Source organism: Streptomyces sp. NPDC001231 (assembly GCF_042896885.1).
In the GTDB taxonomy this organism is placed as follows: domain Bacteria; phylum Actinomycetota; class Actinomycetes; order Streptomycetales; family Streptomycetaceae; genus Streptomyces.
This window is the reverse complement of record NZ_JBIAXS010000015.1, coordinates 155,530-172,730: the sequence shown is the minus strand read 5'-3', so window position 1 is coordinate 172,730 and position 17,201 is coordinate 155,530. Positions and strand designations below refer to the sequence as shown.

Annotated in this window: 15 protein-coding genes; 8 read left to right on the top strand and 7 right to left on the bottom strand. The window is 73.2% G+C overall.

Translation table 11 applies throughout. The features are described 5' to 3' along the window. Nucleotides 1–4: 4 nt before the first annotated feature. On the bottom strand, nucleotides 5–481 hold the full coding sequence (locus tag ACFY3J_RS20160; RefSeq protein WP_384180828.1) for an Lrp/AsnC family transcriptional regulator: 477 nt from the start codon (nucleotides 479–481) through the stop codon (nucleotides 5–7). A 284-nt stretch (nucleotides 482–765) separates the two neighbouring features. Here ACFY3J_RS20160 and ACFY3J_RS20155 point away from each other — a divergent pair, with 284 nt between their 5' ends. Both ACFY3J_RS20155 and ACFY3J_RS20150 read left to right on the top strand, forming a co-directional pair. Then, nucleotides 766–2,289, top strand: coding sequence for an FUSC family protein (locus ACFY3J_RS20155; protein ID WP_384180826.1), 1,524 nt, complete (start codon nucleotides 766–768; stop codon nucleotides 2,287–2,289). A gap of 99 nt (nucleotides 2,290–2,388) precedes the next feature. Beyond that, on the top strand, nucleotides 2,389–3,423 hold the full coding sequence (locus ACFY3J_RS20150) for a lactonase family protein (RefSeq protein ID WP_384180824.1): 1,035 nt from the start codon (nucleotides 2,389–2,391) through the stop codon (nucleotides 3,421–3,423). Nucleotides 3,424–3,571: 148 nt separating this feature from the next. Here the strand turns inward: ACFY3J_RS20150 and ACFY3J_RS20145 are convergent, their stop codons facing one another. Beyond that, on the bottom strand, nucleotides 3,572–4,495 hold the full coding sequence (locus ACFY3J_RS20145; protein WP_384180822.1) for a sirohydrochlorin chelatase: 924 nt from the start codon (nucleotides 4,493–4,495) through the stop codon (nucleotides 3,572–3,574). Nucleotides 4,496–4,681: 186 nt separating this feature from the next. After that, nucleotides 4,682–5,674 carry an N-acetylglucosamine kinase gene (locus tag ACFY3J_RS20140; RefSeq protein WP_384180820.1) on the bottom strand — a complete coding sequence of 331 codons (993 nt, stop codon included), beginning with the start codon at nucleotides 5,672–5,674 and terminating at the stop codon, nucleotides 4,682–4,684. A 245-nt stretch (nucleotides 5,675–5,919) separates the two neighbouring features. On the opposite strand from ACFY3J_RS20140, the gene ACFY3J_RS20135 reads away from it, so the two are divergent. Both ACFY3J_RS20135 and ACFY3J_RS20130 read left to right on the top strand, forming a co-directional pair. Then, nucleotides 5,920–6,597: a uracil-DNA glycosylase gene (locus ACFY3J_RS20135; protein ID WP_141363695.1), complete on the top strand. Its 678-nt coding sequence runs from the start codon at nucleotides 5,920–5,922 to the stop codon at nucleotides 6,595–6,597. Nucleotides 6,598–6,751: 154 nt separating this feature from the next. Continuing rightward, on the top strand, nucleotides 6,752–7,555 hold the full coding sequence (locus ACFY3J_RS20130) for an SAM-dependent methyltransferase (RefSeq protein ID WP_384180817.1): 804 nt from the start codon (nucleotides 6,752–6,754) through the stop codon (nucleotides 7,553–7,555). 9 nt (nucleotides 7,556–7,564) lie between these two features. Here ACFY3J_RS20130 and ACFY3J_RS20125 read toward each other — a convergent pair whose 3' ends face one another. After that, on the bottom strand, nucleotides 7,565–8,650 hold the full coding sequence (locus tag ACFY3J_RS20125) for a WD40/YVTN/BNR-like repeat-containing protein (RefSeq protein WP_384180815.1): 1,086 nt from the start codon (nucleotides 8,648–8,650) through the stop codon (nucleotides 7,565–7,567). 283 nt (nucleotides 8,651–8,933) lie between these two features. Between ACFY3J_RS20125 and ACFY3J_RS20120 the strand changes: the two genes are divergently transcribed. Further along, on the top strand, nucleotides 8,934–9,521 hold the full coding sequence (locus ACFY3J_RS20120; protein WP_384180813.1) for a hypothetical protein: 588 nt from the start codon (nucleotides 8,934–8,936) through the stop codon (nucleotides 9,519–9,521). A gap of 253 nt (nucleotides 9,522–9,774) precedes the next feature. On the opposite strand, the gene ACFY3J_RS20115 is transcribed toward ACFY3J_RS20120, so the two are convergent. After that, the gene (locus tag ACFY3J_RS20115; protein ID WP_384180811.1) at nucleotides 9,775–11,532 is read right to left on the bottom strand and encodes an acyl-CoA dehydrogenase family protein; all 1,758 of its coding nucleotides are present in this window, start codon (nucleotides 11,530–11,532) and stop codon (nucleotides 9,775–9,777) included. A gap of 73 nt (nucleotides 11,533–11,605) precedes the next feature. On the opposite strand from ACFY3J_RS20115, the gene ACFY3J_RS20110 reads away from it, so the two are divergent. Next, the gene (locus ACFY3J_RS20110) at nucleotides 11,606–12,355 is read left to right on the top strand and encodes a PaaX family transcriptional regulator C-terminal domain-containing protein (protein ID WP_384180809.1); all 750 of its coding nucleotides are present in this window, start codon (nucleotides 11,606–11,608) and stop codon (nucleotides 12,353–12,355) included. Between the two features lie 68 nt (nucleotides 12,356–12,423). On the opposite strand, the gene ACFY3J_RS20105 is transcribed toward ACFY3J_RS20110, so the two are convergent. Both ACFY3J_RS20105 and ACFY3J_RS20100 read right to left on the bottom strand, forming a co-directional pair. Next, complete coding sequence (locus ACFY3J_RS20105; protein WP_384180807.1) at nucleotides 12,424–13,227, bottom strand: pectate lyase; 804 nt, start codon at nucleotides 13,225–13,227, stop codon at nucleotides 12,424–12,426. A gap of 43 nt (nucleotides 13,228–13,270) precedes the next feature. Further along, nucleotides 13,271–14,245, bottom strand: a complete 975-nt coding sequence (locus ACFY3J_RS20100) for a polysaccharide lyase family 1 protein (RefSeq protein WP_384180805.1) — start codon at nucleotides 14,243–14,245, stop codon at nucleotides 13,271–13,273. Nucleotides 14,246–14,685: 440 nt separating this feature from the next. Between ACFY3J_RS20100 and ACFY3J_RS20095 the strand changes: the two genes are divergently transcribed. After that, nucleotides 14,686–15,987 carry an SGNH/GDSL hydrolase family protein gene (locus tag ACFY3J_RS20095; RefSeq protein ID WP_384180921.1) on the top strand — a complete coding sequence of 434 codons (1,302 nt, stop codon included), beginning with the start codon at nucleotides 14,686–14,688 and terminating at the stop codon, nucleotides 15,985–15,987. Nucleotides 15,988–16,652: 665 nt separating this feature from the next. Then, on the top strand, nucleotides 16,653–17,195 hold the full coding sequence (locus tag ACFY3J_RS20090; RefSeq protein ID WP_384180803.1) for a hypothetical protein: 543 nt from the start codon (nucleotides 16,653–16,655) through the stop codon (nucleotides 17,193–17,195). Nucleotides 17,196–17,201: the final 6 nt, after the last annotated feature.

The following is a 17,201-nucleotide window of genomic DNA, read 5'->3' as shown; positions in this document are numbered from 1 at the left end:
CGCGTCACTTCCGCGCGCTGCGGCCGATCGACTCCACCAGCGGCAGCAGCCGGTACGGGACACGCTCGCGCAACGCCACCTCCGTGCGGGTGCGGACCACGCCCGGCAGGCTGATGAGCTTCTGGATGACGTCCTCCAGATGGGCGTTGTCGCGCGCCACGACGCGGGTGAGCAGGTCGCCGCCGCCCGTGATCGAGAACGCCTCGACGATCTCCGGTACGGCGGCCAGCGCGTCCCCGACGTCGTCCAGGTGCCCCTGGGTGACCTCGATGTGCACGAACGCCAGGACCGGGTGGCCGAGCGCGACGGGGGAGAGGGCGGGACCCGTGCCGGTGATCACGCCGTCCCGTTCGAGTCGGTCGAGGCGGGCCTGGAGCGTGCCCCGGGCGATACCGAGAACGCGGGCGCACTCGCGCACGCTGGTGCGCGGCTGCTCCAGAAGCAGCCGCAGGATGCGGGTGTCGAGTTCGTCCACGGCCATGGCGACGCGGGTCTCCTCCCAGGTCAGTGATCGACACTGACTGTACCAATGGCTCACCTGAACGCTGCTCGGATGGGCCAGGTGTCGTAGTCCATTGGCTCTCTGCCTGCGTGTCGACGAGATGTTCGGATGTGCCAATGGCCCAATGCTGCCGGGTTCGCTTGAGCCAGGGGCGCCGGTGATGCTCTCATGGACACGTCGATGGCGCTGCGGATCTCCGCGGCGCCTTTCTCATGCCGGTGTCGCGCCGGCGTTCCAGGTGTCTTCCACGGGGGCGGTAAGCAGTGCTGAAGAGGGTGTTCGTGGCTCCGGACCCGGGGCGGACACGGCTGCGTTTCGCCGCCAGGGCCGTGCTCGGCATCGGTCTGGCGGTCGCCGTCTGCGGGGCGGCGGGACACTCCCTTCCGGGCGCCGTCGCCGGCGGGCTCGCCGCGCTGCTCGCCCTGTTCACCGTCACCGACCCCACGGTGCGCGGACAGCTCCTCACCACCGCGCTGCTGCCGGTCGCCGGACTGCCCGTGCTCGCCGTCGCGGCCGGGCTGCACGACCACCCCGTGGCACGCGACCTCGCCTTCCTCGCCGTGGTCGGCGTGGGCGTGTACGCGCGCCGCTGGGGGCCGCGCGGCCACAGTCTCGGCGTGTTCGCGTTCATGACCTTCTTCGTGGCGCAGTTCCTGCACACCACGACCGGGCGGCTGGCCGAGGTGTCCGCCGCCGTCCTGCTGTCCGTGCTCACCGCGGCGGTGGTGCGCTTCGGAGTGTGGTGCTACGAACGCCGGCTGCCTGCCGCCGCCGCTCCCGCCCTCCTGGGCGGCGGCGGACTGGCCCGGGTGACCACCCGGCAGGCCGTGCAGGCGACCGCGGGCGCCGGCTTCGCCCTCGTCGTGGGCCAGATGGTGTCCGGGGAGCGCTGGTACTGGGCCGTCGGCGCCACCTGGTGGGTGTTCGTGAACACCGCCTCGCGGGGCGAGACGCTGGTCCGCGGCTTCCGCCGGGTCCTCGGCACGGTGCTCGGCATCGGTCTGGCCGCCCTGCTCGTCGTCCCGCTGCACGGGGCCGCGCTCCCCACCGCCGTCCTGGTCGCCGTCTGCGTCTTCGGCATCTTCTACACGGCCGCCGTGTCCTACACCTGGATGATGCTCTGGGTCACGCTGCTCGCCACGGCGCTCTACGGCCTTCTCGGTGTCCTCGTACCCGGAGGGCCCGGGGTTCCCGGACTGCTCGCCCTGCGGCTCGGGGAGACGGCCGTCGGCTCGCTCGGCGCCTGGCTGGCCGTGCTGTTCGTGCTGCCCGTCACCACTCACGCCGTCACCGACGCCTGGATCCAGCGGGCCCTGCGCTGTGTCCACACGTGCACGGCCGAGGCCGCGGCCCGGCTGGCCGGCACCGCCGGCGCCGACCCGGCGCCCCGCGTGGCCGAACTCGAACAACTGCTCGGCCGGGTACGGCTCTCCGTCGCCCCGCTCGTGCATCCGCTGAACCCGATGCGCGGTCGTATGCGGCGCGCCCGTCAGGTGCTGGCCCTGCTCGACGACTGCGCCCGCGAGGTCCGCGGCCTCGTCGCCGTCAACGCCGACCCGGAGGCCTCCCACGACGAGCGGCTGGCCGCCGCCTGCCACCGTGTGGAGCTCGCGGTGGAAGCCCTCGTCGACGACGGCGCGGACACCGCTCCGCGGGTCGCCCCCGCCCACCCCCGGCCGACGGCCGCGGAAGCCGCCCTCACTCACCTCCACGCCCTGGAACACGCCCTGGCGGAACTGGCCACGCCCCTGCGGGTGCCGTCGGGTTCGCCGCTGGTCGGTGCGTGAGGTCAACGGCACGTCGCGAGCCACGCCTCAACTTGGTCTAGACCTAGAGGTGGTGACTGCTACCGTCGCTCGGACGGGACGACCGAGAGGGGACCAGTGGTGGCACACGGCGGCAGGCGGCGGGCGTTCATCGGGTCGTTCACGGCGGCGGGAGGTCCCGGGGTCGTCACCGCGGCGGTGTCCGAGGACGGCGGGGCGCTGACCGTGCTCAGCGGCGTCGACGGCGTCCTCGACCCCTCGTACCTGGCCCTGTCCCGCGACGGCGGCACGCTCTACGCGGTGAGCGAGACGGCCGAGGGTGCCGTGGCGGCCTACCGCGTGAAGGGCGAGACGGTCGAGCTGACCGGACCGCCGGTGAGCGTCGGCGGCAGTGGCCCCACCCACCTGAGCCTGTTCGACGGGCACGTCCTGACGGCCAACTACGGTTCCGGCAGCGTCAGCGCCGTTCCCGTCCACGCCGACGGGCGCCTCGCCCCGGCCGCCTCGGACGTGCTGCGGCACACCGGCTCGGGTCCGCACGAGCGCCGCCAGCGCGGTCCGCACGCCCACCAGGTCCAGCCGGACCCGAGCGGCCGCTGGGCCGTCAGTGTGGACCTCGGCACCGACTCGGTCCGGGTGTGCACCCTGACGGACGGGTGGCTCGCCGTACACCGGGAGATCGCACTGCGGCCCGGCTCCGGTCCCCGCCACCTGGCGTTCCACCCGGACGGCGCGTACGCCTACGTCGTCAACGAACTGACGCCCACCGTCACGGTCTGCCGCTGGGACGCCGCCGAGGGCTCGCTCAAGCCGCTGACCGAGAACCCGGTCCTGCCCGACGTCCCGGCCGGCGACGCCTACCCCTCGGGGATCGCTGTCGCGCCGGACGGCCGGTTCCTGTGGACCGCGACGCGCGGCGAGGACGTCCTGTCCGTGTTCGCGGTCGAGGCGGACGGGGAGCGGCTGCGGCTGGTCGGGAGCGTGCCGTGCGGCGGCCACTGGCCCCGGGCGCTGACCCTGTCCGACGGCTTCCTGTACGTCGCCAACGAACGCTCCGGGAACGTCACCTGGTTCGCCGTGGACGAGGCGACGGGGCTGCCCGCGCGGGCCGGCGCGGTCGAGGTGGCGGCGGCGTCCTGCGTGGTCTTCGGCTGAACGCGCGCACGGGCGCCGGGCGTCCCTGACGGCACGAACGACACGAACGACCCTGATGGTCCGGCCGGAGACGTGATCGGCATGGCGAAGGGCCCGCTCCTCGGCTGGTGAGGAGCGGGCCCTGCTCGTACGGGTAAGGCTGCGAGCGTCAGCGGGCCGGCGCGCTCTGCGGCTGCTGCGGGGCGATGCCCAGAGCCGTCGTGTAGTTGGCCAGGGCGAGCTTGCCGATCGCCGGGTACGGGCCGAGCGCCTCGGCGGCGGCGCAGCCCGCCTCCTCGGCGGCGGCCTCGATCAGCTCCGCTTCGATCTCCGGGCCGATCAGGTACGGCGCCAGGGCGAGCTGCTGGGAGCCGGCGGACCGCAGTTGCTCGGCGACGGAGGCGATCGAGCCGTCCTGGTCGAGAGCGGCCGCCATCACCGGCACGGCGAGGCGGGCGGCGAGCAGCATGCCGGTGATCCCGGCCGCCTGCACGGCCTCCTCGCCGCCCACCGAGGCCAGGATGATCCCGTCGGCCGCGGTGGCCACGGTGAACAGGCGGGCGCGATCGGCACGGGCCAGGCCCGCCTCCGACAGCCGGACGTGCAGTGCCTCGGCGAGCAGCGGGTGCGGGCCGAGCACATCGGTCAGCTCGGCGGCGACCCGGCTGTCCATGACGGCCTGGCGGATCCGGCGCAGCAGCGCGTTGTCCGGACCGGCCAGCAGCGGCACCACGACCGCGACCGGACCGTCGGGCTCCTTGACGTCCGCGCCGGCGGCGACAGCCTGCTCGTAGCGGGCGGTCCGCTCCTCGGCCGCACGGGTGAGGACGGACTGCACGGTCGGGTGGTCCGCGTCGTCCCCGTCGAGGTAGCCGATCCGGGCGTCGAGTCCGGGCAGCTCGGAGCGGGCGATGCTCACGACTTCCTCGGCGAGGCTCCGCGTGGCGTCGCCAGGGGTGCCCGGAACCGCGAGGACGAGAGCGGGCGCGCCCTCGGGCGCCGCCAGCGGTTCGGGTCGGCGGTGCCGTCCGGGCTGGCGGGGGCGCGGCATTCGTACTGGTAGGCCGGGCGCGGGCCCAGTGGGGGAGCTCATGGCGCCGCATGTTACTGGCTTCCGGGGCGCCCCTGTTCGGGGAGGGTGCAGGTGAGCGGTATCCGTCCGGTTTTGTCTGATGAGTTACGTACGGATGCCAAGCGCCGGTGTGGCCCCATCGGACCGGATGGGGACAACTCGGCCGGTCCATCGGCGTACTTGTCCGACAGATGCGGATGTGGGGGATCAATCCCTTTGTGGGGGTGGTACGTACAGCAACTTCTCATCACCCGGCAGGGCGAGGACGTCTCTGGCCAGATCGGTCGCGATGCGCACGCAGCCGTGCAGCGGATCGCCCTCGGCGCGCACCCGCCGTGCGTGCGGGAGCCGCTCGGAGAGTTCCCTCTCCAGCGGTACGAGGAGGGGGTCGCCCAGCTTGAACAGGCCGCCGGTGAGGGCGAGCAGCGGCTCTCCCGCGAGCGGGCAGACGGCCGCGGCGGACTCGGCCATGTGCCGGGCGGCCGTGCGCAGCACACAGGCCGCGACGGGGTCGTCGGCCGCGCACGCGGCCACCTCGGGTGCGAAGGAGGCCAGGACGGCGGCGCGGTCGGAGCGCGGGTAGAGCTTGCCGGGCAGTTCCGTCATCGGCCCGAACGCCTTCTCGGCGCGGGCCAGCAGCCGCGCCGAGCCGCCGTCCCGGCCGTCGTGGGCGCGCAGCGCGGCCTCCAGGCCGGCCCGTCCGATCCAGGCCCCGCTGCCGCAGTCGCCGAGCAGATGCCCCCAGCCGTCCGCGCGCCGCCAGCCCGTGAGGTCGGTGCCGATCGCGATCAGACCGGTCCCGGCGGCGACGACGGCGCCGGGACGGGGGCCCAGGGCGCCGGTGAAGGCGGTGACCGCGTCGGCGGCCAGCGCGACCCGGCGCACGCCGAGGTGCCGTGCCAGCGCGCCGGGCAGTTCGGCGCGCAGCGCGTCACCCAGGGTGGCGAGCCCGGCCGCCCCCAGTACGGCGGTCTCCAGCCGCCCCACTCCGGCCTCGGTGGCCAACGCCCGGGCCATGGGCACCAGTTGCTCCAGGAGATGCCCGGGGTCGATGCCCCGCGCGCCGGTGCGCACCGGCTCACCGGACTCCCCTCGCGCCAGCGGCCCGCGCCCGGGCACACCGACGACGGCCCGGAGCCCGGAGCCGCCCGAGTCCACGGCGAGGAATCCGGCCGTACCGGCCCGCGCGTCCCCGGTCACGGCAGCACCCCGTCCCCGACCGGGTCCGCCGACGTGGGGGAGGGGGACGAGGAGGCGCGGCGCCCGAGAGGGAGCGGCTCGGTCACTGGACGCACCGGGATCCCCTCCCCTGACGGCCGGCTGCGCGATCCGCCCGACCGGCTCGATGACGTTGGCGAGGAGGAAGACTAGCGCCGCGGACGCCACCCCGCAGCGGCCGGTCCGCGCGCACGGGTTGTCGGTGTGGGCCGCTAGAGTGACGCGGCGTGGCACCACGACCGTTGCATGAACTAGTAGAGGCCGGCTGGGCGAAGGCCCTGGAACCGGTGGCCGGGCGTATCGCGGGCATGGGTGACTTCCTGCGCTCCGAGGTCGCGGCCGGCCGGACCTATCTCCCGGCGGGAGCGAACGTCCTGCGGGCGTTCCAGCAACCCTTCGACGACGTAAGGGTCCTGATCGTCGGTCAGGATCCCTATCCGACGCCGGGAATGGCGATCGGCCTGAGTTTCGCGGTCTCGCCGCAGGTGCGGTCGCTGCCGGGCAGCCTGGAGAACATCTACCGGGAGATGAACTCGGATCTGGGCCTGCCCAGGCCCTCCAACGGTGATCTGACCCCGTGGACCCAGCAGGGCGTACTGCTGCTCAACAGGGCGCTCACCACGGCCCCGCGCAAGCCGGGTGCCCATCGGGGCAAGGGCTGGGAGGAGGTCACGGAGCAGGCCATCCGTGCCCTCGTCGCGCGGGAACGGCCGCTGGTGTCGATCCTGTGGGGGCGGGACGCGCGCAACCTGCGCCCCCTGCTCGGCGAGTATCCGGCGATCGAGTCGGCGCACCCTTCGCCGATGTCCGCGGACCGGGGCTTCTTCGGCTCGCGCCCGTTCAGCCGGGCCAACGATCTCCTCCAACGGCAGGGGGCCGAGCCGGTGGACTGGCGACTGCCCTAGGGTCTTGGCCGCCGGCGACATGTGAGGAGCCCGGCTGTAGTCAACGGTCCGGCCTGGAAGGCCAGTTCGCGGCCGCAGGCCGGGCCGGCTGACAACGATGGCCGCCGGCAAGGAAGTTGATCATGCCGGCGGTCCCGTGTGCGATGCTCTCCCCATGACTGATCGAAGCGACTGGGAAAGCAGACTGCAGACCGATCGACCCCACTCTGCCCGCGTGTGGAACTACCTGCTCGGCGGCAAGGACCACTACCCGGTGGACAGCGAGACCGGCGACGTGATCCTGCGGATGTTCCCCGAGATCGCGGCCATCGCACGTCAGCAACGGAGCTTCCTGGTGCGGGCGGTGCGGTACCTGGCAGGCGAGGCCGGGATCCGCCAGTTCCTCGACATCGGCACCGGGCTGCCCACCGCGAACAACACGCACGAGGTCGCCCAGAGCATCGCACCCGACAGCAAGATCGTCTACGTCGACAACGACCCCATCGTCCTCGTCCACGCCGACGCGTTGCTGCGCGGCACGCCTGAGGGCGAGTGCGCCTACCTCGACGCCGATGTGCGCGATCCGCGGAAGATCCTCGCCCAGGCGGCGCAGACGCTGGACTTCGACCAGCCCATCGGCCTGATCCTGCTCGGCATCATCGGGCAGGTCCCGGACCAGGAGGAGCCCGAACAGATCGTGGCCGAGCTGATCGACGCGCTGCCCCGCGGCAGCTACGTGGCCTTCAGTGACGGCACCGACACCAGCGACAAGCTCAACTCGGCCATCACGGCCTACAACGCGCAGTCCGCCAACTCGTACCACCTGCGCTCGCCCGAGCACATCGGGCGCCTGCTGCGGGGGCTGAGCCTGGTCGAGCCGGGCCTGGTCAGGTCCGCCGACTGGCGCCCGGACCCCGATACGGCGGACATCACCCGCGATCAGGGCCATGCCGTCGCGGCGGTGGGCCTGAAGGAGTAGGAGCCCCTCTCAACCGATGACCGCCGCGCGCACGCAGAGCACGTCGGGCAGGTGCGATGCCAGTTGCCGCCAGGTGTCGCCGTCGTCCGCCGACGCGTACACCTCCCCGTTGCGATTGCCGAAGTAGACGCCGGCCGGGTCCGCGTCGTCGGTGCACAACGCGTCCCGCAGCACCGTGCCGTAATGGTCCTCCGAGGGCAGGCCCGCCGCGAGCGGCTCCCAGCTCCGGCCCGCGTCCTCGGTGCGGAACACACGGCAGCGGTGGCCTGCGGGCACCCGGTCCGCGTCCGCGTTGATCGGGAAGACGTACGCGGTGTCGCCGCGGTGCGGGTGGGCGGCCGCGGCGAAGCCGAACGTCGACGGCAGGCCCTCACCGATGTCCGTCCAGTGCGCACCCCCGTCATCACTGCGGTACACGCCCCAGTGGTTCTGCAGGTACAGCCGGTCGAGGTTCTCCGCGTCCTGCGCGACCTTGTGCACGCACTGGCCGAACTCCGGGTTCGGATCCGGCAGGAACACGGCGGACACCCCGGAGTTGGCCGGCGTCCAGCTCACTCCGCCGTCGGCCGTGCGGAACACACCGGCGGTGGACACGGCGACCGTGACCGCCTGCGGATCGCGCCGGTCCGTCACCACGGTGTGCAGGCCCTCACCACCGCCGCCCGGCACCCACTTCGACCGGGTGGGGTGCTCCCACAGCGGGCGGACCAGGTCGAAGCTCTCGCCGCGGTCCTCCGAGCGGTACAGCGCGGCCGGTTCCGTGCCCGCGTAGACCACGTCGGGCTCGGCGGCGGCCGGGTGCAGTTGCCACACCCGCTCCAGCGAGGCGCCGGTGTCCTTGGGGAACTTCACGGCGGGGCGAGCCGGCTCGGTCCAGGTGCGGCCCAGGTCGTCGGAGTGGAACACCGAGGGGCCCCAGTGCGCGCTGTCCCCGCCGGCCAGCAGCCGCGGCACGGAGCCGCGGACGTCGATGGCGACCGAGTACACGGCCTGGGCGTTGAAGTGGGGACTGTCGTCGAACTCCCAGACGCCGTCCCGCCGCCGCCCGATGAACAAGCCCTTGCGCGTGCCCACGGCGAGCAGTACCTCGGTCATGCCGATCACCTCCGCGAGGTCTTCGTCCGGATCTCTTTGTCCTGGACACCGGCCAGTGTGCACCCCACCACTGACAGTCCTCCCCGTATCGGCGTCGTCGCAGGTCACAGCGGCATGGCTGGGAGACGGCACCCGATCGCGCCCTCCGTGGGAGCCGGGGACGGCCGGGCCGCGGCCCCCACGGAGGGCCAAGGCGGGGAACCCGGCGTGAGCATCGGGGGGTCCTCCGCCGTATGGGAGGGCGGTCCGGCAGGTCCGTGCGCTCGTGAGGAGGATGCCGTCGATGGCGTTCCGTGGTCCGAAGGTGTGGCTGTGGCGGTGGCGCCGTAATCCGCTCAGACGCCGCGCCGACATGGTGGAGGCCTGGGTCGTGCTCGGCACCTGGGTGCTCGGTGTTCTCGCCGGGGTGCTCGCCGGATGGACGGCGGCCCGGGGTGCGGAACAGGCGATGGCCCTCGAACCCCTCGCGCGGACGTCCACGGTCGCGCGGGTGACCGAGCAGGTGCCCGGCTCGTCCGCCGGGACCGGCGGGACTCCCGGCACCACCCTCCGGGTGTGGGGAAAGGTGCGCTGGACCGCCCCGGACGGCACCGCGCGCACCGGCTGGGCCCGGGTGTGGCCCGGCAGCGCCGTCGGCACCCCGGTCACCGTGTGGACCGACTCCCGGGGCCGGCTGGTGACCGGACCGGCCACGCCCGCCCAGGCCCGCACGCGGGCCTTGATGTCCGGCGGCCTGGTGGGAGTGGGCGCCGCCGCCGTCCCCTTCGTCACCGGCCGTGCCCTGCGCGCCTGTCTGGAACGCCGTCGCTTGGACCAGTGGGACACCGAGTGGGCCCGCTTCGGCCCGCTGTGGAGCCGCAAGACCTGGTGACCGGCCCCGCGGGTGGCGTGCCGGTGCCTGGAGACTCCCGGCACGGCCCCTGGGCCCTGTCGTCACGTTCCCGCCTGCCGTGCGGCGTCTGGTACGCATTCCCCGAGCTCTTCGAGCAGGGGGGACCCCCAGCCGCGTTGCCGAACCGCCCACGTGGCTCCGCCACGAGGGCGCTCCGGCGCCTTGCGATCGCACGCATCGGAAGCCGCGCGGCCCGCCCTTCGGGCGGACGACGGGAACGTGACGACAGGACCTAACCCGGAAGCGACCGTTCCAGAATGGCGTCGACGTCCGCGCTGTCCGGCAGCGTGCCGAAGGAGTGGCCCCAGTCGCCGCCCAGCCGGGTCGCGCAGAAGGCGTCGGCGACGGCGGACGGGGCGTGCCGCACGAGCAGGGAGGCCTGCAGGGTCAGGGCCATGAGCTCGACCAGGCGGCGGGCACCGGCCGGGGAGGCCTCGCCCAGACCCGCCTCGAGCCGGGCCACGGCCGCGTCCAGGCGGGCGTCGGCGCCCCGGGCCAGGGCGAGTTCGGCGAACAGCGCCTCCGCCGTGCCGGGCTCCCGGCCGAGCGCCCGCAGGACGTCCAGGGCGTTGACGTTCCCCGAGCCCTCCCAGATCGACAGCAGCGGCGCCTCCCGGTAGTGCCGGGGCATCCCGGACTCCTCGACGTAGCCGTTGCCGCCCAGGCACTCCAGGGCCTCCGCCGTGAAGGCGGGCCCCCGCTTGGTGACCCAGAACTTGCCGACCGCGGTCGCGATCCTCCGGAACGCGGCCTCGTCGCCCCCGCCGCCCGCGCGCACCGTGCGGTCGGCAGCACCGGCCAGCCGCAGCGTGAGCGTCGTCGCGGCCTCGGACTCCAGGGCCAGGTCGGCCAGCACGTTCCGCATCAGCGGCTGGTCGATGAGCAGCGCGCCGAAGGCGCCGCGGTGCCGCACGTGGTGACCTGCCTCGACGAGTGTCTTGCGCATGAGCGCCGCCGACATCATCACGCAGTCCAGGCGCGTGCAGTTGACCATCTCGATGATCGTCTTGACGCCCCGCCCCTCGGGCCCGACCAGCCAGGCCACCGTCCCGTCGAACTCCGGCTCGGAGGAGGCGTTCGACCGGTTGCCCAGCTTGTCCTTGAGCCGCTGGATGCGGAAGGTGTTGCGGCTGCCGTCGGGCAGGACGCGCGGCACCAGGAAGCAGGACAGTCCGCCCGGAGCCTGGGCGAGCACCAGGAAGACGTCGCACATGGGCGCCGAGGTGAACCACTTGTGCCCGCGCAGGGTGTACACCCCGGGCTCCGCGGTCGGCGTGGCCGTCGTGGTGTTCGTCCGTACGTCCGAACCGCCCTGCTTCTCGGTCATCCCCATGCCCGCCAGCAGGCCCTGCTTCTCGGCCGGCACCCGCAGCCCGGGCTCGTACACCCGGGCGGCCAGCAGCGGTTCGTACACGGCGGCCAGTTCCGGCTGGGCGCGCAGGGCGGGTACGGCGGCGTACGTCATGGACGTCGGACAGCCGTGTCCGGCGTCCGTGTGCCCCCAGACCAGGCCACCGGCGCTGCGGGCCACGTGCGCGCCGGGCCGCTCGTCCGCCCAGGGGGCGCCGGCCAGGCCTTCGGTGACCGCCGTCCGCATCAGGTGGTGCCAGGCGGGGTGGAAGTCGACCTCGTCGATCCGGGTGCCGTAGCGGTCGTGGGTGCGCAGTTCGGGCTCGTGCCGGTTGGCCTGGTCGGCCCACTCCTGCGCCTGAGCACTCCCGGCCAGCGCCCCGAGGCGCCGTACGTCCTCCTCGGCCCAGCCCGCGCCCTCCCGGCGCAGGCCCTCCAGCAGCGCCGCGTCGTCGGACGCGTCGTAGGGCGCCAGGGGAGGGGCCTGGTTGGTGACGGCGTGCGTGGCGTCCTGCCCGTGCGGCCAGGGCGGCGGTTCGAGCGGCGCCCCTCCGTCCGGCCGCACCGCCGGTCCCTGTCGCACCTGCCGTGCCCGCTGTGCCTGTCGTTCCTGCTGCTCGTGCGCGAGTGTCGAGGCCATGGCATCCATGTTGCACTGTGGCTGCGGTCGCAGCAATAGTGCAACACGCCGGGTGTCCGTACAGTACGTGACCATGAACGCCTCACAGGAGCCCGCCGGGGCCGGGCTGCGCCCGCTGTCCGCGCGGTCGGTCGTCCTGAGCCTGCTGCTGGGCACACACCCGCCCGAACTGCCGGTCAAGGACCTCGTACGGGCGGTCGAACCCTTCGGGATCGGCGGATCCACCCTGCGCGCGGCCCTGAGCCGGATGGTGGCCGCCGGAGACCTGCGACGCTCCGACACCGTCCACGGCCTCAGCGACCGGCTGCTGGAGCGCCAGCGGCGCCAGGACGCGGCCGTGCACCCCGCGACGTGCCCCTGGGACGGGGAGTGGGAGATGGCGGTCGTGACGGCGACCGGCCGCGAGCCGGCCGAACGCGCCGAACTGCGCGCCCGGTTGACGGCCCTGCGGCTCTCCGAACTCCGCGAGGGCGTCTGGCTGCGCCCCGCCAACCTGCGCCGACCCTGGCCTGACGGACTGTCCCCGGTGGTCCGGCGATTCACCGCCCGGCCCGAGGAACCCGCCGCCGGCCTGGCCGCGCGCCTGTGGCCGGTCGACGACTGGGCGGCGACCGCCCGCACGCTGCTCGATCTTGTCGCGCGCACGGACCGGCCCGCCGACCGCTTCACCGCCCTCGCGGCCGTCGTACGGCACCTGCTGGCCGACCCCGTGCTGCCCGCGCCCCTGCTGCCCGCGCACTGGCCGGGCCCCGCGCTGCGCACCGCGTACACCGACTGCCGGCGGGAGTTGACCGAGGAGATGCTCGGACGCGCGAGGCGGTGAGCGTACGGCGGTTCGCGCGCGGCGCCCTCGGGCACGCCGCGCGCGACCGCGCTCTCACCGCGTCGGCATCACTTGTAAGTGATGTCGGACGCCGCGTACTTGCAGTACGTGCCGTCGGCGTCCGTGCCGCCCTTGGACGGCTCGGCGCCCGTGTTGTTCCCGGTGTACTTCTGGCAGGGGATGATCTTCTTGCCGGAGTCCCCGATGATGGTGATCTTCTTCAGCGAGGCGCTGTCCCCGTAGTTGGTGTTGATGCCGGCGATCCGGCCGCCCTTGTAGGTGGCCTCGATCGTGTTGAGGTTGATGGTCCGCTTGTACTGCGTCTTGCAGTTGCCGCACGAGCGGACGAAGGTGCCGAAGTTCTGCACCGCGAAGTTCGACACGTTCAGCGTGCCGGCGCCGTTGAACTGGAAGACCTTGTCGCTGGCCTCCTTCGCGCCGCCGCCGGAGACGGTGTAGACGTTGGAGGACGAGGAGCCGAGGAACGTCGCGGCGTCCTCGCCGACGTCCTCCCACCAGACGTTCTGGAGCGTGCAGCTGCCCAGACAGTGGATGCCGTCGGCGGCGGGGGAGCCGATGATGACGTTCTTCAGGACGGCGCCGGCGGCCAGTTCCAGGATCGGCTTCTGGTTCTCCTCCTGGCCGCCGGTGCCCAGGGCCCCACTGCCGTACAGGCGCGTCATCCCGTAGTCCTTGGTGCCGGACACCGAGATGGTGGTGGAAACCGCCTGACTGCCGTTGGCGGTGGGCCAGGTGGCGGCGCTCGCCGAAGGCGCCCCTTCGGTCATGAGCATGGCAACCGAGAGGCCGAGTGCGGCCAGGCCCCCGGTCAGTGCGCGCCGTCGCAGGTGCGGTCGTGCTGCGGACGTCATGTCCTTGTTCCTTCCGTGCGGTCGGGTGATGGCCGGGCGGCGGTCAGATCTTCCCGGTGCCCGCGCCCGCGGTCACCGAGGAGGCCACACCGGAGGCGGCCTCTGCCGTGTAGCTGTACGGAGGACTGGTGAAGGTGCCGGTCTGCGACACCTCGGTCGCGGCGCCGCCGAGGTCGTTGCCGCGCAGGTTGGCGTAACCGTCCTGCTTGCTGTCCCGGTTGGTGGTGACGGCGACCGACGTGCTGCGGAAGACGTTGTTCTCGACCAGCATCTGGGCGCCCATGCGCGAGTGCACGGCGGTCTCGGCGCCCACGACGTAGTTGTCGTAGAAGTGCCCCGTGCCGAAACGCAGGCTCGGGATGCGGGAGTTGACGTTGTTGAACCAGTTGTGGTGGTACGTCACCCGCAGATGCCCGGTGTCCTCACTCGCGTTGCTGTCGCTGTGGCCGACCAGCGAGCCCTTGTAGTGGTCCTTGAAGGTGTTCCAGGACACCGTGACGTAGTCGGAGGCGTGCGAGACGTCGAGCAGGCCGTCGTAGTAGTCCTTGCCGTGGTCGCGGTCGGAGGACAGGGAGTTGTGGTCGATCCAGACCTTGGTCGAGCCCTGGACGGTGATCGCGTCCGTCCCGACGGCCTTGCTGATCTGGAGGTTGCGCACGACGACGTTGCTGACGTTCTTCAGCCGCAGCCCGCCGCCGGTGAACCCGGACGACGAACCGACGCCCAGCACCGTGGTGTTGGAGCCGATGTCGACCTGACCGCTCAGTGAGATCAGGCCGCTCACCTTGATCACCTTGGCGGTGTTGCCGGTCACGGCCGACTTGAAGGCACTGAGCGTCGAGACGGTCACCGCCGAGGCGCTGCCGCCACCGGTCGTGCCGGCGCCGAAACCGACCGGTGAGCTCTCGGCGGCCCCGGCCTGCTGCGGCAGGGCGAGCACCGCGAGGGTCGCGGCCGCGGCGACGGCCGCCGCCAGCGCCGACCTGGGTGCGTGTGGACGTGAGAGGCGAGTTCGCATGCGGATGCTGTCCCTTCGGAAGGACTGGGTGGGGGGTCGTATACGAGACCCGGTTGGGTCGTATACGTGAATGCCGAACATCATGTGGAACGACTCGCGGGAGCAGTGTGGCTCGAAGGGCCTGAAGTAGCGCCTGCCGGTCACACTGTTGAACGGACCGTAGAGTGCAAGCGCTTTCTAGTCAACGCCTCGCGCAGGTCGCATTCGGCCACTCGCGGGTGGATGGCGAAAGGGTGCCGACACTGAGCGTGGGAGCGCTTCCATGGCGGCCATGTCCATGCCACCATGCACCAGCGGCAGCCCGCCGGGGGCAGTCCCGCGCGCCTCGGGCCGCCGCCCGCACCCGTCCGATCGCACCCCCGCACATCCAACGGAGGACGCAAGTGACACCGCCCGGAAGAACCCGCCCCGCCAGAACCGGCCGAACCGTCCGTGCCGACCTGATCGGCGTGTGCGTCCTGGTGCTGGCCCTCGTCGTCACCGTCTCGGCCGTCACCGCCCTGGTGCGTGAGCCGGACCGCGTGACCGCCGCCGGCCGGCCGCCGGCCGCGGCCGCACGGCACTGGGTGAACACCTGGACGGCGATGCCGCAGCTCACCGAACCCGGCAACCTGCCGCCGGCGCCCTACACCGGCGACCACGCCGTCCTCGTCGACACCACCGTGCGGCAGACGCTGCGCGTCTCCACCGGCGGCCACCGCATCCGGCTGCGCTTCTCCAACGCCTTCGGTGACACCCCGCTGCCCCTGACCGCCGTGACGGTGGCGCTGCCGCGCGACGGCGCGGCCGGAGTCAGCGCCGTCGAGCAGCGTACGACCCGGAAGGTCACGTTCTCCGGGCGGGCGTCGACGACCGTGCCCACCGGGGCCCAGGTCGTCTCCGACCCGCTGGACCTCGACCTGCGCGCCGCGTCCAACCTCACCGTGACGGCGTACCTGGCCGAGGGCCAGCCCTCCCTCGCCCTCACCTCGCACCCGGGTTCGCGTACGACGTCGTACCTCGTCCACGGCGACCACACCCGGGACGCCGACCTGACCGGGGCGACGCCGGTCGACCACTGGTACCTGATCAGCGACGTCGAGGTGGAGGCCAAGGCCTCGACCGAGGCGGTGGCGATACTCGGCGACTCGCTCACCGACGGGCGCGGCTCCACCACCAACGCCAACGACCGCTGGCCCGACCAGCTCTACGACGGGCTCCGCTCCCGCCCCGCCACCGCGGACCTCGCCGTCCTGAACCAGGCCGCCGGGGGCAACCGCGTCCTGAACGACGGCCTCGGCCCCAATGTCCTCGCCCGCCTCGACCGCGACATCCTCTCGCGCAGCGGCGTCGCCTGGCTGATCGTCTTCGAGGGCGTCAACGACATCGGCACCGCCGACGCCACCCCGGCCGCCCAGCGCCGGGCCACCGACGACCTGATCGCCGCCTACCAGCAGATCGTGGTGCGCGCCCACGCCCAGGGCATCCGCGTCTACGGCGCCACCCTGCTGCCGTTCGGCGGCAACGACTCCTACGACGACCCGGCGGGCCTGCGGGAGAAGTCCCGCCAGGCGGTCAACGCCTGGATCCGGGCGAGCGGGCACTTCGACGCGCTGATCGACTTCGACCGCGCGGTGCGCGACCCCGCGCAGCCGAGCCGGCTGCGGCCCGACCTCCACGCCGGGGACTGGCTGCACCTCAACCCGCAGGGCTACGGACTCCTCGCGGGGACGGTCCCCGCGGGACTGTTCCGCCACTCCTGACGCGGGGGACGGACGGCTCCGCCGTCGGGCTGTCGGGCGTCTGCCTTTGGGGCGGGCGCCTGTCGGTCCTCTGGTTGGGGCTTGGTGCGGCGGGTGCGCCTGTGCGGGTGGGGTGTTTGCCGCTTCCCAGGGGGTCCGCTGCTTCTCGCGTGGGTGGCTCGGCTGGTGGGCTGTCGGGCGTCGGCTTCGGGGCGGGTGCTCGTCGGCCCTTCGGGTGGGCGCTCGGCGCGGCGGGTGCGCCTGTGCGGGCGGGGTCCTTGCCGCTTCCTGGGGCCCGCTGGCTCTGGTGTGGGCGTGGGCGGCTCGGCCGTTGGACTCTCGGGCGTCGGCCTTTCGGGCGGGGTGTCCGCCGGCATTTCGGTGGGGTGTGCGGCGCGGTTGGTGCACCCGTAGCCGCAGGGGTGCGGGAGTCGTGCCGGGTGCACTTTTCCCGAGCGGTTTTGCTGGTTCCGGCGCGGGGGCGGGCCGGCTCCGGCCGACATCCCGCCGGTGCCGCGGGCAGGGTGCCGGTCGGCGTTCCGTCCGCAACGCGGAACGTGGCGGACGGCGGAGCCCGGTGGCGCGGACGCGACCGGTGACGTTCTCTGGGAGAGACGGGGTGACCAGCACGGCTGTGGGCACCCGGTGGCCACGAGGAGTCGATCTCACCCCAGGCGAGGAGAGTCATGGCTGAGCGGAAGTCGTCGTCTGCCCTTGCGGCGCCGCTGCACGGTGCGGCCTCGGTGCTGCGGAAGGTGCCCGGCGCCGAGGCGGTGGGCCGGGCCGCGCAGGGGACGCTGGACAAGGTCGGCGCGGTCTCGCCGCGCGGGCGGCGGCTCGCGGTGTACACGGGAGCCGGAGTGCTCGGTGTCGCCGGAGTGGTGGAGTGGCCGGTGGCGCTCACCGGCGCGGCCGTGGTCTGGCTCACCCAGCCCCGCCCCGAACGGCCCGCCGCCGGCGAGGAACAGACACAGGCACTGGAACCGCCACCGGCCACCACCGCGGCACGCAAGCCCGCGAAGAAGAAGCGCGGCGCGGCTGCCCGGGAGACCGAGCAGGGCGCCGGTACCGGCATCGAGAAGCAGGCGTCCGCGCCGGACACGGACACCGGGCCCGAGGGACCGGCGAAGACCAGGGCGTCCGGGGCCGGCCGAGGCAAGTCCTCGAAGGGGCAGACGGCCGCCGGACCCCTCGGCCCGACGGCGCGGCCCGACCGCACCTCCATCTGAGGACGC